Source organism: Borrelia coriaceae (assembly GCF_023035295.1).
Lineage (GTDB): Bacteria > Spirochaetota > Spirochaetia > Borreliales > Borreliaceae > Borrelia > Borrelia coriaceae.
The window spans coordinates 290,642-308,370 of record NZ_CP075076.1 but is presented as its reverse complement, the minus strand read 5'-3'; the positions used below and the strand labels follow the sequence as shown (position 1 = coordinate 308,370).

General features: G+C 31.7%; 23 protein-coding genes. All 23 read left to right on the top strand.

The features are described 5' to 3' along the window. Genes hslV through fliQ form a run of 23 tightly spaced genes read left to right on the top strand, consistent with a single transcriptional unit; the run spans position 1 to position 17,717 of the window. The gene (gene hslV / locus bcCo53_RS01485; protein WP_025407954.1) at positions 1-543 is read left to right on the top strand and encodes an ATP-dependent protease subunit HslV; all 543 of its coding nucleotides are present in this window, start codon (positions 1-3) and stop codon (positions 541-543) included. Then, positions 543-1,895: an ATP-dependent protease ATPase subunit HslU gene (gene hslU, locus bcCo53_RS01480; RefSeq protein WP_025407953.1), complete on the top strand. Its 1,353-nt coding sequence runs from the start codon at positions 543-545 to the stop codon at positions 1,893-1,895. The genes hslV and hslU overlap by 1 nt, the downstream gene beginning before the upstream one ends. Before the next feature lie 34 nt (positions 1,896-1,929). Beyond that, positions 1,930-2,337 (top strand): flagellar basal body rod protein FlgB, encoded by a 408-nt coding sequence (gene flgB, locus bcCo53_RS01475; RefSeq protein ID WP_025407952.1) that lies wholly within the window; start codon positions 1,930-1,932, stop codon positions 2,335-2,337. A 25-nt stretch (positions 2,338-2,362) separates the two neighbouring features. After that, the gene (gene flgC / locus bcCo53_RS01470; RefSeq protein WP_025407951.1) at positions 2,363-2,821 is read left to right on the top strand and encodes a flagellar basal body rod protein FlgC; all 459 of its coding nucleotides are present in this window, start codon (positions 2,363-2,365) and stop codon (positions 2,819-2,821) included. Positions 2,822-2,837: 16 nt separating this feature from the next. Further along, positions 2,838-3,167: a flagellar hook-basal body complex protein FliE gene (fliE, locus tag bcCo53_RS01465; protein WP_025407950.1), complete on the top strand. Its 330-nt coding sequence runs from the start codon at positions 2,838-2,840 to the stop codon at positions 3,165-3,167. Between the two features lie 13 nt (positions 3,168-3,180). Beyond that, on the top strand, positions 3,181-4,887 hold the full coding sequence (gene fliF / locus bcCo53_RS01460) for a flagellar basal-body MS-ring/collar protein FliF (protein WP_025407949.1): 1,707 nt from the start codon (positions 3,181-3,183) through the stop codon (positions 4,885-4,887). A 15-nt stretch (positions 4,888-4,902) separates the two neighbouring features. Continuing rightward, complete coding sequence (fliG, locus tag bcCo53_RS01455) at positions 4,903-5,937, top strand: flagellar motor switch protein FliG (protein ID WP_025407948.1); 1,035 nt, start codon at positions 4,903-4,905, stop codon at positions 5,935-5,937. Positions 5,938-5,951: 14 nt separating this feature from the next. Next, positions 5,952-6,872 carry a flagellar assembly protein FliH gene (gene fliH, locus bcCo53_RS01450; protein ID WP_025407947.1) on the top strand — a complete coding sequence of 307 codons (921 nt, stop codon included), beginning with the start codon at positions 5,952-5,954 and terminating at the stop codon, positions 6,870-6,872. Positions 6,873-6,888: 16 nt separating this feature from the next. Beyond that, positions 6,889-8,196 (top strand): FliI/YscN family ATPase, encoded by a 1,308-nt coding sequence (locus bcCo53_RS01445; RefSeq protein WP_025407946.1) that lies wholly within the window; start codon positions 6,889-6,891, stop codon positions 8,194-8,196. Beyond that, complete coding sequence (locus bcCo53_RS01440) at positions 8,193-8,621, top strand: hypothetical protein (RefSeq protein ID WP_028328362.1); 429 nt, start codon at positions 8,193-8,195, stop codon at positions 8,619-8,621. The genes bcCo53_RS01445 and bcCo53_RS01440 overlap by 4 nt, the downstream gene beginning before the upstream one ends. Continuing rightward, a complete protein-coding gene (locus tag bcCo53_RS01435; protein ID WP_025407944.1) occupies positions 8,618-9,232 on the top strand; it encodes a periplasmic-type flagellar collar protein FlbB in 615 nt (204 codons plus the stop codon). Before bcCo53_RS01440 ends, bcCo53_RS01435 begins: the two co-directional genes overlap by 4 nt. Before the next feature lie 3 nt (positions 9,233-9,235). Further along, on the top strand, positions 9,236-10,405 hold the full coding sequence (locus bcCo53_RS01430; protein ID WP_028328363.1) for a flagellar hook-length control protein FliK: 1,170 nt from the start codon (positions 9,236-9,238) through the stop codon (positions 10,403-10,405). Positions 10,406-10,417: 12 nt separating this feature from the next. Beyond that, positions 10,418-10,852, top strand: a complete 435-nt coding sequence (gene flgD, locus bcCo53_RS01425; protein WP_025407943.1) for a flagellar hook assembly protein FlgD — start codon at positions 10,418-10,420, stop codon at positions 10,850-10,852. A 4-nt stretch (positions 10,853-10,856) separates the two neighbouring features. Beyond that, positions 10,857-12,185 (top strand): flagellar hook protein FlgE, encoded by a 1,329-nt coding sequence (flgE, locus tag bcCo53_RS01420; protein ID WP_025407942.1) that lies wholly within the window; start codon positions 10,857-10,859, stop codon positions 12,183-12,185. Positions 12,186-12,200: 15 nt separating this feature from the next. Beyond that, positions 12,201-12,422 carry a flagellar FlbD family protein gene (locus bcCo53_RS01415; protein ID WP_025407941.1) on the top strand — a complete coding sequence of 74 codons (222 nt, stop codon included), beginning with the start codon at positions 12,201-12,203 and terminating at the stop codon, positions 12,420-12,422. Continuing rightward, a complete protein-coding gene (locus bcCo53_RS01410; protein ID WP_025407940.1) occupies positions 12,419-13,204 on the top strand; it encodes a motility protein A in 786 nt (261 codons plus the stop codon). Before bcCo53_RS01415 ends, bcCo53_RS01410 begins: the two co-directional genes overlap by 4 nt. Further along, positions 13,204-13,989 carry a flagellar motor protein MotB gene (gene motB, locus bcCo53_RS01405; RefSeq protein ID WP_025407939.1) on the top strand — a complete coding sequence of 262 codons (786 nt, stop codon included), beginning with the start codon at positions 13,204-13,206 and terminating at the stop codon, positions 13,987-13,989. Before bcCo53_RS01410 ends, motB begins: the two co-directional genes overlap by 1 nt. A gap of 41 nt (positions 13,990-14,030) precedes the next feature. After that, positions 14,031-14,564, top strand: a complete 534-nt coding sequence (gene fliL / locus bcCo53_RS01400; protein WP_025407938.1) for a flagellar basal body-associated protein FliL — start codon at positions 14,031-14,033, stop codon at positions 14,562-14,564. Positions 14,565-14,583: 19 nt separating this feature from the next. Next, on the top strand, positions 14,584-15,642 hold the full coding sequence (gene fliM, locus bcCo53_RS01395; protein ID WP_025407937.1) for a flagellar motor switch protein FliM: 1,059 nt from the start codon (positions 14,584-14,586) through the stop codon (positions 15,640-15,642). 47 nt (positions 15,643-15,689) lie between these two features. Further along, positions 15,690-16,034 (top strand): flagellar motor switch protein FliN, encoded by a 345-nt coding sequence (fliN, locus tag bcCo53_RS01390; RefSeq protein ID WP_025407936.1) that lies wholly within the window; start codon positions 15,690-15,692, stop codon positions 16,032-16,034. Further along, positions 16,027-16,671, top strand: a complete 645-nt coding sequence (locus tag bcCo53_RS01385) for a flagellar biosynthesis protein FliZ (protein WP_025407935.1) — start codon at positions 16,027-16,029, stop codon at positions 16,669-16,671. The genes fliN and bcCo53_RS01385 overlap by 8 nt, the downstream gene beginning before the upstream one ends. Before the next feature lie 9 nt (positions 16,672-16,680). Further along, positions 16,681-17,445: a flagellar type III secretion system pore protein FliP gene (gene fliP / locus bcCo53_RS01380; RefSeq protein ID WP_025407934.1), complete on the top strand. Its 765-nt coding sequence runs from the start codon at positions 16,681-16,683 to the stop codon at positions 17,443-17,445. Positions 17,446-17,453: 8 nt separating this feature from the next. Then, on the top strand, positions 17,454-17,717 hold the full coding sequence (gene fliQ, locus bcCo53_RS01375) for a flagellar biosynthesis protein FliQ (protein ID WP_025407933.1): 264 nt from the start codon (positions 17,454-17,456) through the stop codon (positions 17,715-17,717). The last annotated feature ends 12 nt before the right edge of the window (positions 17,718-17,729 follow it).

Here is a 17,729-nt window from a genome sequence, read left to right as displayed (position 1 = left end):
ATGAGTTTTAAAGGAACTACAGTTATTGCAATAAGAAGGGGAGGGAAGACTGTAGTAGCAGCAGATGGACAAGTAACTTTTGGACATACTGTTTTAAAATCCAATGCTGTCAAAATAAGAAAATTAGTTAACGGAAAAATTTTAGCAGGGTTTGCAGGTTCAACTTCTGATGCTATTACTCTTTTTGAGAAATTTGAAGAAAAGGTTAAAGCTAGAGAAGATGGCATTATTGATATTAAAAGAGCTGCTGTTGAGCTTGCAAAGGATTGGAGATCTGACAAAATACTTCATAAACTTGAAGCAATGATGCTTGTCGCTGATTCTGAGAATATTTTATTAATTTCAGGTACTGGAGATGTTGTTGAGCCTGAAGAAGATGTGATTTCAATTGGTAGTGGAGGAAATTATGCATATTCAGCGGCGCTTGCTTATATGGAAAATAAAAAATTAAGTGCTGCTGATATCGCTTTTAAGTCTTTAAAGGTAGCATCAAGGGTTTGTATATATACAAATTCAAATATTGTGCTTGAGGAGATTAGTTGATGGATAAGGCTGAAAATCAAAATATAGTACCTAAAGAGATTGTTGCAGAATTAGATAAGTATATAATAGGACAGGTTGAGGCTAAAAAATTGGTTTCAATTGCTCTTGTTAATAGATATATAAGATCTAAACTTCCCAAGGAAATCAGAGATGATGTTATGCCTAAGAATATTATTATGGTAGGTTCAACTGGCATTGGTAAAACTGAGATTGCAAGAAGGCTTTCAAAGTTTATTAAGGCTCCTTTTATTAAAGTTGAAGCTACTAAATATACCGAGGTAGGTTATGTGGGTCGTGATGTTGAATCTATGATTCGTGATTTAATGAGTATTGCGGTGAATATGGTCAAAGAAGAGATGTATGATTCTGTGCGCGAAGAAGCAATCAAACGTGCAGAGGAGAGAATAATTGACAAACTTTTGAAAGTTTCTGAGAATTCTGGGAATGATAATGTAAGTGATGAGGAAATAAAAGTCCGTGAAAAATTGAGAGATAAGTTTAGAAAACAATTAAGAAGTGGTTCTCTTGATGATAATCTTATTGATGTTTATGTTTCAGGTAAGGTACCCATTTCTACGATTGAGATATTTTCTGGTAGTAATCTCGAAGAGATTGATATGAGTATTGGAGGTTTGATTAGTAATATATTTGATAGGAAGAAGAGAAGGGAAGTAAAAATTAAAAAAGCGAGGGAGATAATTATATCTGAAGAGCTTGAAAAGTTAGTTGATCATGAGAATATTGTAGAGATTGCCAAATCAAGAGTTGAAAATATGGGAATTGTTTTTATTGATGAGATTGATAAAATAGTTACTAAAAATAGAACTGGAAATGATGTTTCTAGAGAAGGTGTGCAGAGAGATATTTTGCCAATTGTTGAAGGCTCCAAGGTTAATACAAGATATGGAATAGTAGACACTTCTCATATCTTGTTCATTGCTGCAGGTGCTTTTAATTTATCAAAGCCATCTGATTTGATACCAGAGCTTCAGGGTAGGTTTCCAATTAAGGTTGAGCTTAAAAGTTTAAGTGTGAATGATTTCAAAAATATTTTAAAACATACTCAAAATTCTTTGTTAAAACAGTACATTGCGATGTTTAAGGTTTATAATTTGACTTTAACATTTAGTGAAGAGGCAATTGATAGAATTGCTGAGCTTGCCTTTAATATGAATTATGAGGGAGAAAACCTTGGAGCAAGAAGGTTGCACGGAGTTATGGAAAAAATTCTTGCCGATCTTTTTTTTGAAGCGCCCGGTAGTAAGTTAAAAAAAATTGAAATAAATTTAGGCTATGTTAATGAAAAAATAAAAATTAACGAACAAAAAGACTTAAATTATTATATAATATAGTAAAAATCAGCTTGTGGTAAGAGAGGGTATTAGCTTGAATATTTTTGAGAGATCAATCGATTTAGCACATAGATATTTAGATGTTCTTAGTTTGAGACAAAGTGTGATAGCTGATAATATTGCAAATGTGGATACTCCAAATTTTAAGAGAAGTAATGTTACTTTTGAGGCTGAGCTTGAACGAGCAATTGTAAATGAAAGTACAAGTAATTTATCTTTGATAAAGGGGAATATTAAACATTTGGATGGCCTTAAGGAGTTAGGGTATTTGGATGTTAAACCCCGTAAGATGCTTGATTATCTCTCAACTTTTAATAATAATGGTAATAATGTTGATATTGATTCTGAGATGAAAAATCTTGTTCAGAATCAAATGATGTATAATTTGTTTACAAATGTTCAAGCTCATCATTTTAAAAGTGTAAATATTGTAATAAAATAAGTTATAACCTCAAGGAATATTATATATGGGATTATTTTCAAGTATTAATACTGCTTCAACGGGTTTGACAGCTCAAAGATTGAGGCTGGATGTTATTGCAAATAATATTGCAAATGTTGAGACTACTAGAACTACTGAAGGGGGCTCTTATAGAAGGCAGAGAGTAATTTTTTCCCCAAGGGTTATAGGTCCATATTGGAAAGGTCCTTTTGTGCCTGATTATCTTGATAATGGAATTGGTCAAGGTGTAAGGGTTGCTGGTATTGAGAAAGACAAGTCTCCTTTGAAATTAAAGTATGATCCAACTCATCCTGATGCAATAAAGTTTGGTGATCGAGAGGGTTATGTAGAATTGCCTAATGTGAATGTAGTTGAAGAGATGGTAGATATGATTTCTGCTTCTCGTGCTTATGAAGCAAATTCTACTGTTATTAATAGTAGTAAGGCCATGTTTAGGAGTGCATTATCGATATTGCAGAATTAAGGAGGATTTTGGATAAATGAGAGTAAATTCTTTTTTTACAGGTGATGACGTTGATTTAATTCGTACAAATCCTTTGCATTTTGGTATGAGTTTTGCTAGCGTTGATTTTAAGCATGAGGCAAAAGCTGAAACTTTTAAAGATTTATTCTTGAATTTAATATCTGATGTGAATAAGAGTCAATTGAATGTGTATAAAATGTCACAGCAAGCTATTCTACATCCAAATAGTATCGATGTTCATGATATTACAATAGCAATGGCTAAAGCTAATATGAATTTAAATATTACAAAAGCTATTGTTGAGAGAGGCATAAGGGCTTATCAAGATATAATTAATATTCGTTAAGGAGCTATGCAGTTTGAACAATTTTATTACTAAATTTTTTGCATCAGTAAGTAAGAGTTTTAAAAAGGCCAGTATGACTCAAAAAGTGGCTCTCGGTGTTATTGCTTTATTTATAGTTTTAGCATTTATTTTTTTGGTGGGATTTTCAACTAGAAAACAAGGTATTGCTCTTTTTGGTGTTGGAATTAAGGATCAGTACTTATTAGATCGAATAGTACAGAGATTGGATAGAGAAAATGTTGAATATGTTATTACTGCTGATGGTAAAATTTATTTAAGTGATGAAAATATGTCGAGAAAAATGAGAGCAATTCTTGTGAGAGAAGAGCTTGTTCCTGTGCATATGGATCCTTGGTCTCTTTTTGATATTGATAGGTGGACCATTACAGATTTTGAGAGGAATGTCAATCTTAGAAGATCAATTACCCGAGCTGTTGAACAACATATTCTTGCTCTTGATGATGTTGATGCTGTTAGTATTAATCTTGTTATACCTGAGAAGGCTCTTTTTAAAGAGTCACAAGAGGCAGTTAAAGCCTCTGTTAGAATTACTCCTAAGCCCGGTTCTGATATCGTAACTAATCGTAAAAAAGTGGAAGGGGTGGTTAAGTTGATTCAATATGCTATTGAAGGCCTTGAATCGGATAATATTGCCATTGTCGATAATAAAGGGACTATTTTAAATGATTTTTCTAATTTAGATGGCATTGATAGAATTGATTTGGCTGAAAAGGAAAGAAAACTTAAATTAAAATATGAGTCTATGCTGCGAACCGAAATAGATTCTGCTTTAAGTAAGGTTTTGTCTGTTGATAGATTTATGATTGCAAGAGTTAATGTGACACTGGATACGTCTCGTCAAACCACAGAATCTAAAGAATATGCTCCTATTGAGATGGAGCCTCAAGATCCAAAAGTGCCTTATAAAACAAGAAAAGTTAGTGATTCTACATTAATTTCTTCCCAAGTGCATAAAAGAGAGTATGAAGGTCAGGGTTATAGTCCATGGGGACCACCCGGTCAGGAGGGTAATACTCCGCCTGAATATCGGGATTTGAGTGATATTATTGGTAAGTCAAATGAGTTTCAGGAAATCAAAAATGTTGCTCTTAATGAAAAAAAATCCTTAAGCGAAAAAGAGCCTGCTAAAATTGCAGGAATTTCTCTTGGTATTTTTATAGATGGTGTTTGGGATTTTGTTTATGATGAAGCGGGCAATTTTATTATAGAGAATGGCATGCGCAAGAGGGAATATAAGCCTATTTCTGATGAGGCCTTAAAAAATATTACAGATGTTTTACAAAGTTCTTTTGAGTATAAGCCTGAAAGGGGTGATTCGATTGCCGTTAGAAATGTTGCCTTTGATCGAGTAAATGAATTTAGAAAGATAGATGAAGATTATTTTTCAAATGAAAATTTGAAGTTCTTAATTTTTGCAGTAACTATAATAGTTGCATTGTTAATATTAATATTTACAGTATTTTTCATTGTCTCTAGAGATCTTGAGAGGAGAAGACGTCTTAGAGAAGAAGAGTTTTCAAGACAAGCACATTTAAGACGCCAGCAAGCCTTAATGGATAATGATGATATTGGTGTTGAAGATGTTGTTGGTGGAATTAGAGAAGAGGATGAGCTTCAAACTAATGCTGAACTTTTGGCTAGAGATAAACCTGAGGATGTTGCTAAACTTATTAGAACATGGATTGTGAAGAATGTATAAAGGGTAATAATTTATATGGAAGAGCAAAAGGAAAAAGAGATATTTGGTGTTTCTACTTTAACGGGGAAACAGAAAGCTGCTATTTTGTTAGTTTCAATAGGTTCTGAAATTTCATCTAAAATATTTAAATATTTGTCTCAAGAAGAGATAGAGGCTTTGACCTTTGAGATAGCCAGGCTTGATGTTGTTACCTCTGAGCTTAAAGATAGTGTGCTCTTAGAGTTTAAAGAGTTAATGATGGCTCAGGAGTTTATTCAAAAGGGTGGCATAGATTATGCTAGAGAGCTTCTTGAAAAATCTCTTGGTACTCAAAAAGCGGTAGATATTATCAATAATTTGGGTTCTGCTTTGCAATCAAGGCCTTTTGAATTTGTTAGAAGAGCAGATCCTGCTAATATTTTAAACTTTATTCAACAAGAACATCCACAAACAATAGCTTTGATACTCTCATATCTTGATCCTCAAAAGGCTTCGTTTATTCTCTCAAGTCTTCCTACTGAAATTCAGACTAATGTTGCAAGAAGAATTGCATTGATGGATAGGACTTCTCCTGAAGTGGTAAGAGAAGTTGAAAGAGTGCTTGAAAAAAAATTAGCTTCTTTATCTTCAGAGGATTATACTTCAGCTGGTGGCGTTGATAATGTTGTTGAAATAATTAATATGGCTGATCGAAAAACAGAAAAGTTTATTATTGAATCTCTTGAAGAAGAGGATCCTGAGCTTGCAGAGGAAATAAAGAAGAAGATGTTTGTATTTGAAGATATCGTTCTTCTCGATGATAGATCAATACAGAGAATTTTAAGAGAAATAGATGGTCAGGAATTAGCAAAAGCTTTAAAGTCAGTTGATGCGCCTGTTCAAGATAAGATTTTCAAAAATATGTCTAAGAGAGCTGCTGGAATGCTTAAGGAAGATATGGAATTTTTGGGGCCTACTAGGCGTAAGGATGTTGAAGAGGCTCAGCAAAAAATTGTTTCTCTTATTAGAAAGTTAGAAGAGCAAGGTGAAATAGTAATCTCAAGAGGTGGTGAGGAAGATGTTCTTGTTTAATAAAGGAGTTGTATTTGCCTAAGGTTTTATATAAATCAAAAGAAGTTGTAAATGCAGTAAAGTTAGAGTTTGTTGAGATTACAAATCCTATTTTTAAATCTTTGGAAATTAAGAGAAAAGAAAATGAAATTTGTGATATAAATACTCGTAGTATTAAGCTTCGCAATGAACTTGCAGAGTTAATGAATCAAAGGGCAAAACTTCAAGATGAGATTGAACATGAACATGAACTTGCTAAGAAAGAAATAGATGTTGAATGTTCTAAGCTTCTTGAAGAAGCTAAAGAACAAGCTAATAAGATAGTAAGTTTGGCTAATGAGAGAGCCGAAGCTTTGCAAAAAGAAGCTGAGGAGAAAAAAGGGGCAATTGAGCTAGAATCTAATTTAAAAATTGAACAAATAGTTAAGGAACATGGAGAGAGATTAAAAAAAGAACTTGAGATAGAAACTGAAAGGGGAAGGAATGAAGGATATGATGCAGGATTTAAGAAGGGATGTGAAGATTATGATAAAGTATTAAGAAAGTTAAATAACATGATATCTTCTTTAGTTGCAAAGAGAAAAGAGATTCTTGAGTCTTCAGGAGAACACATAATGAATCTTGTAATGCAGATTGCAGTGAAGGTAGTTAAGAGGATTATAGATTCTCAAAAAGATGTTGTCATAGAAAATGTAAATGAAGCCTTAAAGAAAATTAAAAGCAAAACAAATATTGTTATTCGCGTTAATCTTGATGATATAGATATTGTGAATCATCAAAAGCATGAATTCATTTCTAAATTTGATTTTATAGAAAATCTGGAAGTTATTGAAGATGTTAATATAGGAAAAGGTGGGTGTGTTATTGAGACTGATTTTGGTGAAATAGATGCAAGAATTTCGTCCCAACTTGATAAAATAGAGGAAAAATTTAAGAATTTTTCTTCTATTTTCTAGTGATTAAGGAATATTGATGAACAACTTCTTTGAAGGTTATTCAAAAATATTGGATGAGCTTGAGCCTGTATCGCTTATTGGTACGGTAAAAAAAATCAAAGGACTTTTAATAGAGAGTTTTGGTCCAAGGTGTGGTATTGGTGATTTATGTTTAATTGAACAGAGAAGTGGTAAGATAATACATGCTGAAGTTTTGGGCTTTAATGGATCTTTTGTTAGCCTTATGGCTTATGAAGGTTTTGATGGAATTGAGGTTGGTGATAAGGTTTATTCCTTGAATAAAAAACCCCAAATTAATATTAGCGATGAGTTACTTGGCAGGGTGATTGATTCTCTTGGTAGGCCTATTGATAGTAAGAGTCAGTTTCTTAACAATCATTATAAGGAATTAAGTTTTAGTAGTATTAATCCTCTAAGTAGAGGTATTTTTTCTGAACAAATAGTTACTGGAGTTAGAGTTCTTGATGGGTTTTTGCCAGTTGCAAAGGGGCAACGTGTAGGAATTTTCTCAGGTGCTGGTGTTGGAAAATCTACTTTGCTAGGTATGATTGCTAAAAATTCTAAGGCAGATATTAATGTTATTGCATTTATTGGGGAGAGAGGTCGTGAGCTTAATGAGTTTATTAAGTATGAGCTTGGAGAAGAGTGCTTTAAGAGGAGTGTTTTAATTGTTTCAACTTCTGATGAATCTCCTATTTCAAGATATAAAGGGGCTTATACCGCAACATTAATAGCAGAATATTTTAGAGATCGTGGAATGGACGTTATGTTGCTCTTTGATTCAATTACAAGATTTGCAAATGCTAAAAGGGAAATTAGTCTTTCTATGGGAGAGCCGCCTGCCACTAAAGGATATCCTCCTTCTGTTTTTGTAGAAATTCCTATTTTGCTTGAACGTTCAGGATTAAATGATAAGGGTAGTATTACAGGGTTTTATACTGTTCTTGTTGAGGGTGATGATTTTACAGAACCGATATCTGATAATATGAAAGCTGTTTTAGATGGGCACATTATTTTAGATAGAGATTTATCTGATAGAGGTATTTATCCCTCAGTTAATATTTTGAGTTCGACTTCAAGATCTCTTCATAGAATAGTGAGTTTTGAGCGACAAAAATTAATATCTAAAATTAGGAATTTGTTATCACTTTATAAAAATTATGAAGATTTAGTTAAGACAGGGATTTATATAAAAGGTTCTAATCAGGAAGTTGACTTGGCAATTGCAAAGTATCCAAAGATTATTGATTTTTTGTCTCAAGGTATACAAGAGGAATTCGATTTTGAAAGTTTGGATAGTGAATTGAGAGAAATATTAGCTTGAATGATTTAATTTTTAAGAAAAAAAAATTTGAAAAAATATTTAATATTAGAACTTATGATAGAAAGTCTAGTGAAAACGATTTAATAAATGTCAATAATGAAATTTCAAAAATAGAAGAATTTTTAGAAGGAATTTCTAAAAATTCATTTAAATTAAACAATATTGATGTCTTTTTGCAAAAAAATTACTTAGATTATTTGATTTGTAGAAAGAGTGAAGAGTTGAAAAAGCTTGAGAAGCTTAAGTGTGAGTATGATAAATATTATGATGTTTATTTCAAGAAATATAGAGAAGAAAAAAAGGTTGAAATATTAATAAAAACTTTAAATAATACTATAATTAAAGAAAAAGTAAAAAGCGAAAACTTGTGTTTAGATGAATATATTAATTATAAAGTTTGTAAAAAATTAAGGAATAGTCAATGAATAGTTGCTTGTCATTCTTACTTAGATTTTTTGTATGGTTATTTTTCGTTATTTTTTTCTTAGTGTTTGCATTTTTTTTGGTTGATTTATTTGGTATATATCAAACTAGAGGTTATTTGCCTGTATATATTAGGAGTTTACTTTTTAAGGAAGATGTCCAGTCGTTTGAGTATACAAATGTTAGTCTTGATGAGATTAGAATGATGAAGGAAAAAGAGGCTATTTATATTAAAAGTCAGCAAGTTGAAAAATTGAGAGAAGAGTTAAAAAAAAGAGAAGATAGTTTAAATAAATTGGAAGCCGAACTTAATCAGAAGCAAAAAGATTTAGATTTTAAACAAAAAATAATTGATGATATTGTCAATAAATATAGAGATGAAGACGCAAATTTTGCACAAGCTGCCTTATATTTAATTAATATGCCACCAGAGGATGCTGTTAAGAGGCTTGAAGAGCTTAATGATGAGATTGCAATATCTTATATGCGTAAGGTGGAAGATATTGCTAAAAAAGAGGGTCGGGCATCTATTGTTCCTTATTGGTTATCTCTTATGGATTCTAAGAAAGCTGCTGTATTGATTAGAAAAATGTCTGTTAGTTCACTGGAGTGATTTATGAGTAATTTAAGTAAAATTATTGCTAATTTACCAAATTTAAATAAGGATTTCAATTTGGTAAATACAGGTGGTGTTTTTAGTAAAGCTAAAAAGGGTGTGTTTTCAAGTCTTATTTCTTCAGAGATTCAAAATCTGTCTGATTTTAAAAATTCAATATTGGAATTTATAAAGTTTTTAAAAAGTAATGATCTTATAAATAAAAATTTTAAGAATATTTATTTAAATCAGACCTTTGTTTTTGATAAATTGAGTGATAATGGCTTCGTATCTGATTTAAAATCTTTGCTAAAAAAAATGGATAATTTATTTGGGTTTGAGAGTTTGAAGGTTTTAAGTGAAAATTTGTCTTTTAACTCTAAACCGATTGACAAAAAAGAAATATTAAAAAATGTTGAAAAATTTTTATTTGATCTTCAAATTTTATTTAGCAATTTAAATTCTCTTGTTAATGTTGATATTGTAGACATTGGTATTGATTCTAGTCATAGAGATTTAAATGTTGTAAATAGAGATAGAGAAAAAAATGTTATTAATATTGATGTTAATAATTTTAAAAGAGATAGTAGTGTAAAGGAGTTCCTGAATTTAGGTTCTAGATTTAGATTAATTGATGGTGAAAATTATGTTGGCAGATATGATCTTAAGGAGACCTTTGATAGGCTTGCGGGATTTATAGAAGAACTTTCTGCTTCTAATATAAAACATGTTAAGGAATCTTTTGTCAGTCAAATTTCTGATAATTTGATTCCCGAATGGAATTTAAAAATTAATCATAATATTGTGAATAAAGCCAAAATTGTGTTAAAATCGAATGATACAGGAGAAATTAGACTAATTTTAAAGCCTAAAAGACTTGGTAGTATAAGGATTAATTTAAATCTTGATTCTAATAATAATTTATTAGGTAAGATAATAGTTGATAATCATAATGTTAAAACTCTTTTTGAGCAAAATATGTATTCAATTAGTAAAATGTTAGATGCTAATGGTTTTAATACGAGTTTAAATCTTTCTCTTGCAGGTAGTGGTACTGGATTTTTTTCTGGTAGTTTTGGTGATGATGTTAATAAGCGAGAATCTGATTTTAATCAAAATAATGTCTTTAAGATAGAAGATGAAGTTGAGATTTCTGGTGATTTGGAAAAAAGTATTAATTTTATTGTTTAGAGTGGAGGATAGATGAGTAGAGTTGATAGTATTGACAATTTAGTTAGTGTAGGTAAATCTAAGGAAGTATCTAATTCTAGGGTACAAAGAAGTATTAAAGGGAGCAATCTTGGTAGGGATGATTTTTTAAAATTACTTATTACTCAACTTAAATATCAAGATCCTACAGATCCAATGAAAGATAAAGAATTTATTGCTCAAATGGCGCAATTTTCATCACTTGAGCAAATGACAAATATGAGTAAATCTTTTGAGAGTCTTGCATCCGTTCTTGGCATAAGTAAAGAATTGGATTTATTGGGAAAAATAGTTGAATTTGAGCATGGTGATGGCGAGATTGTTAAAGGTAGAGTTACAAATGTTAAAACTGGAATAATTCCACAAATTATGATTGATGGCAAGTATTATGTTTATGATAATATTTTATCAGTAGGATTGGAGGAGTAATTATATGATGAGATCTTTATATTCTGGTGTTTCTGGTCTTCAGAATCATCAAACAAGGATGGATGTTGTTGGTAATAACATTGCAAATGTTAATACTATTGGGTTTAAGAAAGGAAGAGTTAATTTTCAGGACATGATATCTCAGAGTATTTCAGGAGCGTCTCGTCCTACTGATGGGCGTGGAGGTGTTAATCCAAAGCAGATTGGTCTTGGAATGAGTGTTGCTACTATTGATACTATTCATACTCAAGGGTCGTTTCAAAGCACTCAAAAAGTTTCTGATCTTGGGATTAGTGGTAATGGTTTTTTTATCTTAAGAGATGGCAATAATTCTTTTTATACAAGAGCCGGTGCATTTGATGTTGATTCTGATCGACGTCTTGTGAATCCTGCAAATGGTATGAGAATTCAAGGTTGGATGGCAAAATCTATTGGGGGAGAACAGGTTATTAATATATCTTCTGATGTTGAAGATTTAATTATTCCTATTGGAGATAAAGAGGGTGCTAAGGCTACTGAGCATGTTACTTTTGCCTGCAATCTTGATAAAAGATTACCTCTAATTGAAGAAGGTGCAAGTGAAGTGGATGTTGCTCGTGGCACTTGGGTTGTCAATAAAACTATTTATGATAACTTTGGAAATACTAGTATTCTTGAGCTTAGAGTTGTAAAAGATACAGATACTCCTAATACATGGAATGCTACAGTTTTAGTTAATGGTGAAGAAAATTCCAATTTTACAATAGGCTTTAATAATGAAGGTGCGTTGCTTTCTTTAAATGGTCAGGCGGGTCAACCTGGTGATTTACTTGAGTTTCCTATAACTTTTGGAGTTGTAAATGCTAATGTTGGGGAAGTTGGTGAACAGCAAACTATTAATCTTAGACTTGGAAATGTTGGTAGTTATACTGATTCGATTACCCAATTTGCTGATGCAAGTACTACAAAGGCTATTGTGCAGGATGGTTATGGTATGGGATATATGGAAAGTTATGAGATCGATCAAAATGGTATAATAACAGGGGTTTATTCAAATGGTATTAGGCGAGATATTGGTAAAATTGCGCTTGCTTCATTTGTTAATCCTGGAGGACTTGCAAAAGTAGGTGATACTAATTTTAGTGAGACAAGTAATTCAGGTCAGGCTCGGATAGGTGAAACTGGTTTAGCAGGTCTTGGTACTATTAGAGCAGGAGTTTTAGAAATGGCTAATGTTGATCTTGCTGAACAATTTACAGATATGATAGTAACTCAAAGAGGTTTTCAGGCTAATGCTAAGACTATAACCACTTCAGATCAGTTATTGCAAGAGCTTGTGAGGCTTAAGAATTAATTTTTGATTTAGTTTATGATTTATGTAACTAAACTTAATGGCGATGGGTATTATTTAAATCCTTGTCATATTGAGAGTATTGAAGCTAATCCTGATACTACAATTCTTCTGATGAATGGTAAAAAATTGGTTGTTAAAGAAGATATAGTAGAGGTTGTGGATAAAATCAAGATGTATAGGAGAGAGGTTATTTTGTTAGACAGAGTTACACAAGAGAATAAGGGAGTTGGGTTATGAATTTGGCTAGTATAATTGGATGGGGAGTTGGATTTGGTGCTATTTTAATTTCTATGGCATTTACTCCTACAGGATTAGGCGTTTTTTGGGATTTGAGTTCTGTGTTTATTACGGTTATTGGTTCTTTTTCTGCACTTGTGGCTTCATCAGAGATTTCCACTGTTAAAAAAATTCCTACATACTTAGGATTTTTCTTTAAAAAAAATTCTTTTGGTAAGGTTCCCATTATAAAAAATTTAGTGGAACTTTCAGAAAAAGCTAGAAAGGAAGGGCTCTTATCTCTTGATGATGAACTTGATCAAATTAATGATCCCTTTTTTAAATCTGGAATGCGACTTGTTGTTGATGGTACTGATCCTGAAATAATTAGAACAATGCTTTATCTTGAACTTGATCAAATGCAAGAGAGACATAAAATTGGTGCTGGTCTTTTTGGAACTTGGTCAAAGCTTGCTCCTGCTTTTGGAATGATCGGTACGCTTATTGGGCTTATAGCTCTTCTTGGAAATTTAGAGGACAGATCAGCTCTTGGTTCTTCTATGGCTGTTGCTCTTATTACAACTCTTTATGGTACAATAATGGCAAATTTAATGTTGATTCCTATTCAAATTAAATTAGAGGCTATAGATCTTGAGGAAGCGTCAGTTAGGACAATGATAGTTGAGGGTATTTTATCAATTCAGGCAGGGGACAATCCTAGGATTTTAGAACAAAAATTGGTAACATTTTTAACTCCTAAGGATAGGAGTAACCTTGGAAGCGGTATGTTTGGGGGAGAATGATGGCATTGAAACTTAGGAAAAAGCGTTCAAAATGTGCAGAAGGTGCTCCTGATTATATGTTGACTTATGGAGATATGGTGACCTTGTTGCTTGTTTTTTTTGTTACTATGTTTTCATTGAATGATGTTATTGTCAAGGAGAATGTATTAAAAATAATGTCAGCTTCATTTACAGGTTCTGGATTTTTTAAAGGTGGGAAGACTCTAGATATTAATAAGCTTTCTTATTTGAGCAATAGTTTTATGTCTCTACCCTCTACTGAGAAGAATAAGCAGGCTACTCAGGCTTCTAAGAATAAGTCTATTATTGAATTTATTGAAAAGATTCAGTCTAATAGGGTTATTGTTAGGCAGCATGAACGGGGTATTGTTGTATCTCTTTTAGCCGATGCTTTTTTTGATTCAGCTAGTGCTGAAGTTAAGCTTAATGAGAATAGGGAAACTATACAAAAGATAGCTTCTTTTATTGGGTTTTTAGATAGTCAAGGGTATAATTTTAAAATTGAAGGACATACAGACAATATTGATGTTAATATAAATGGGGCTTGGAAAAGCAATTGGGAGCTTTCTTCAGCAAGAGCAGTAAATATGTTAGAGCAGATTTTAAATTATACTGATCAGTCTAAGATACAAAGTATTGAGAGTAAATTTGAGGTATCCGGATTTGCGGGTAGTAGACCGATTGCAACAGATGATACCCCTGAAGGTAGGGCTTATAATAGAAGAATAGATATTTTAATTACTAGTGATGCTTCTTTGAGTTCTACTAAAGGTATTAATCAATAATGATGTTTTATCAGTGAAAGAAGAAATTTAGAGGAGGTAATATGCCTGACAGAGATGATGGTAGTATGGATGTAGGTGGTTCTAATAATAAAAGAATTGGGCTACTACCTGATGTTATAATAAAAATTTTGCAAATATTAGCTATAGGACTATTTACTGTTGTTATCATGATAATAGTTTCTTATTTCGTTTCTAAGATGGTAGTAAGTCAAAGTGGGGCACCTAATAATTTTCCAATTTTTTCTAATGAATATTTGGGGAAACCTCCTATGCTTATATGGTATGAGAGCATAGATGAAATTAGAGGAACTACTCAAGATACCCCCCCAAAGACTTTCGTTATAAAACTTGCCTTGGGTTATGCTGAGAATAATGTAAATATTTTAAATGAGCTTGGAAGACAGAAAGTACGGTTAAAAGATATTATTAGAGAATATTTTAGTCAAAGAACAGGGCAAGAGATCAAGAATGAAAGTCAGATTAAGGCAGAACTTAAGGCTAGAATTAATAGTATTCTTAGAAATGGTGAAATCAAAGAAATAGCATTAACGCAGATTGATATTTTTGATATGTGATTTTTAAAAGGAATTTTGAATGGCAGGTAATCCGGGAGCATTATCACAAGATGATATAGACAGTCTTTTAGAATCTATTAATTCATCTGATACTTTATCATCAGATGATTCACTTTCTAATATTATATCTAGTCCTATGGGCAAAAAACAAAAGGTTAAAGTGTATGATTTTAAAAGACCAGATAAATTTTCAAAAGAACAAGTAAGGACGGTATCAAGTTTTCATGAAGCATTTGCAAGGTATACTACAACTTCACTTTCGGCACTTTTGAGAAAGATGGTTCATGTGCATGTAGCTTCAGTTGATCAGTTGACTTATGAAGAGTTTATTAGATCTATTCCAAATCCTACCACTTTGGCAATAATTAACATGGATCCTCTTAAGGGTTCTGCTATATTTGAGGTTGATCCAACCATTGCGTTTGCAATAGTTGATAGGCTTTTTGGAGGCGATGGAGATACTATTAAGGATAGGAGTAGAGATTTAACAGAAATAGAACAGTCTGTAATGGAAAGTGTTATTATCCGTATACTTGCTAATATGCGAGAAGCTTGGTCTCAGGTAGTCGATCTGAGACCTCGTTTTGGCCATATAGAAGTTAATCCTCAATTTGCCCAAATAGTTCCCCCAACAGAAATGGTTATTTTAGTAACTCTTGAAGTTAAAATAGGTAAAGTTGAGGGGCTTATGAATTTTTGTTTGCCTTATATTACAATAGAGCCTATTGTATCTAAGCTTTCAACAAGGTATTGGCATTCTTTAATTGGTGTGGGCACTACTAGTGAAAATCTTGATGTAATTAGAGAAAAGCTTGAAAATACAGATATGCTTTTAGTAGCTGAAATTGGAGAGGTTAAGTTAAAGGTAAGAGAGATATTGTCGTTAGAAGAAGGAGATGTGATTAATCTTGAAAATTCTCCAATAAATAAGGATTTGATCTTAAAGGTAGGAACTAAAGAGAAATTTAAATGTAGAATGGGTCTTGTTGGAAATAAGATTGCAGTTCAGATTACAGAGAAAGTTGGTGAAGTAGAGGATTTTGACTTGTTAAAGGAGCTTACAGAAGAAGTTGAATAGTTTAAAAAGTTTAAATGTGTTAATAAGTTTAATTGAGAGGTGAATTAATGGCTGTAGATGATAATAATGATATTGGTGAAGAAAAACCTGAGATAAAAGGTGTTAAGCTTCCTGATCTAATTGATACTTTGCCTGAGGGTGTTGATCCTAGTAATTTTGGTCTTTTGATGGATGTTTCTATGCAAGTTACTGTTGAACTTGGTAGGACTGAGCGTAAAATAAAAGATATACTTGGTATGTCTGAGGGAACGATTATTACACTTGATAAACTTGCAGGTGAGCCTGTAGATATTTTAGTAAATGGTAAAGTGGTAGCTAAGGGAGAGGTTGTTGTAATTGATGAGAATTTTGGTGTTAGAATTACCGAAATAATTAAAATTAAAAATGAGTAATTTAGCTTTATTAAAATTTTTGTTTTTAATTGTTTTTATATTTTTTTTCAAAAATTTATTTGCACAAGAAAAGGAAATTAATTTAGATATTACCCCTTCTAGTTTAGAGAGTGAAGTTAATTTACCCATATTTGAAGATGATAAGTCTAGTTTTAATAATAAGGATATACAAAATGTGTCTATTGTTAATCTTTCCGATTTAGTTACTATATTTTTGTTCTTGCTTTTTTTTCTTATTTGTATTTTTTTATTTAAAAAAATGATTTTCAATCATAGTAAAATCAGCAATGAGGACAAATCAGCTATTATAAGAGAGCTTGCTTTTTATGAGATAGACAATAAAAATTCTTTAAGAATTATTAATATATTAGGCGATGTTTATGTATTTTTGATATCAAGTAATTCTTCTATTTTGCTAAGAGAGATTAAACGGGGGGAAGAATTAGATAGTTTAAAATTTGAGCTTGATAAGGCTAAGAATCGTAGTAATTTAAGTTCATTCAAATCAATTTTTAATAAAGTGTTATATAAGAATAAAAAATATGATTCATTGCTTGATGAGACTGAGCGTGAAGAGCTAGAGCATGATATTGAAACTTCTTTAAAGAACAAGCAGGATAGATTGAAAAAGTTTTAGAGGTTAAATTTGAGTAAGAAATTAAGTCTTGTTTTATTTCTTGGAGTTATAAATTTTTCATTTGCTCAAACTAAGTCTTTACAGCCCACTACTGGTTTGAATTTTCCGTTTGTTGATCTTGTAAATTCTACTGGCGGGGGAATAGTTTTTCCTTTGCAGCTTTTATTTATATTAACTATAATAACTCTCTCTCCAGCTTTTTTGGTTTTAATGACTTCTTTTTTAAGGATAGCAATAGTATTAGATTTTATTAGAAGGGCATTGTCACTTCAACAATCGCCGCCCAATCAGTTAATAATGGGATTGGCTTTATTTTTAACTCTTTTTACTATGTGGCCAACTTTTAACATAATATATAAAGATGCATATGTTCCTCTTAAGGATTCAAAAATAGGGTTTAATGAGTTTTATGATAGGGGAATTGCTCCACTTAGAAACTTTATGTATAAGCAGATGTCTAATAGTAAGCATGAGGAGATTAGATTATTTATGAGTATTAGTAATTATTCTAGACCTAAAAATTTTAGTGAAGTGCCTACTCATGTTCTTATTGCATCTTTTGTATTGCACGAACTTAAAGTTGCTTTTAAAATGGGCATTTTAATATTTTTGCCGTTCATAGTGATAGACATTATTGTAGCTGCAGTTTTAATGGCTATGGGAATGATAATGTTGCCACCTGTAATGATATCGTTACCATTCAAATTAATGCTTTTTGTAATGGTAGATGGTTGGACTTTAATTACTAGTGGGCTTGTAAAAAGCTTCATGTGAGGATTGAAATGACGACAGGACAAATTATTTATCTTATTAGGCTTTCGATTGAGAATATTATTATCCTTTCAGCACCAATGTTAATTACAGCTCTTATAGTTGGCCTTTTAGTTTCAATTTTTCAAGCTGTTACATCGATTCAAGATCAAACGCTTAGTTTTATTCCCAAGATTATCATAATACTTTTAACTCTTGTTATATTTGGTCCTTGGATTTTAAAAAAGCTTATGCAATTTGCTATTGTGATTTTTAGTCAAATCCAAAACATATAATGTATGGATTAA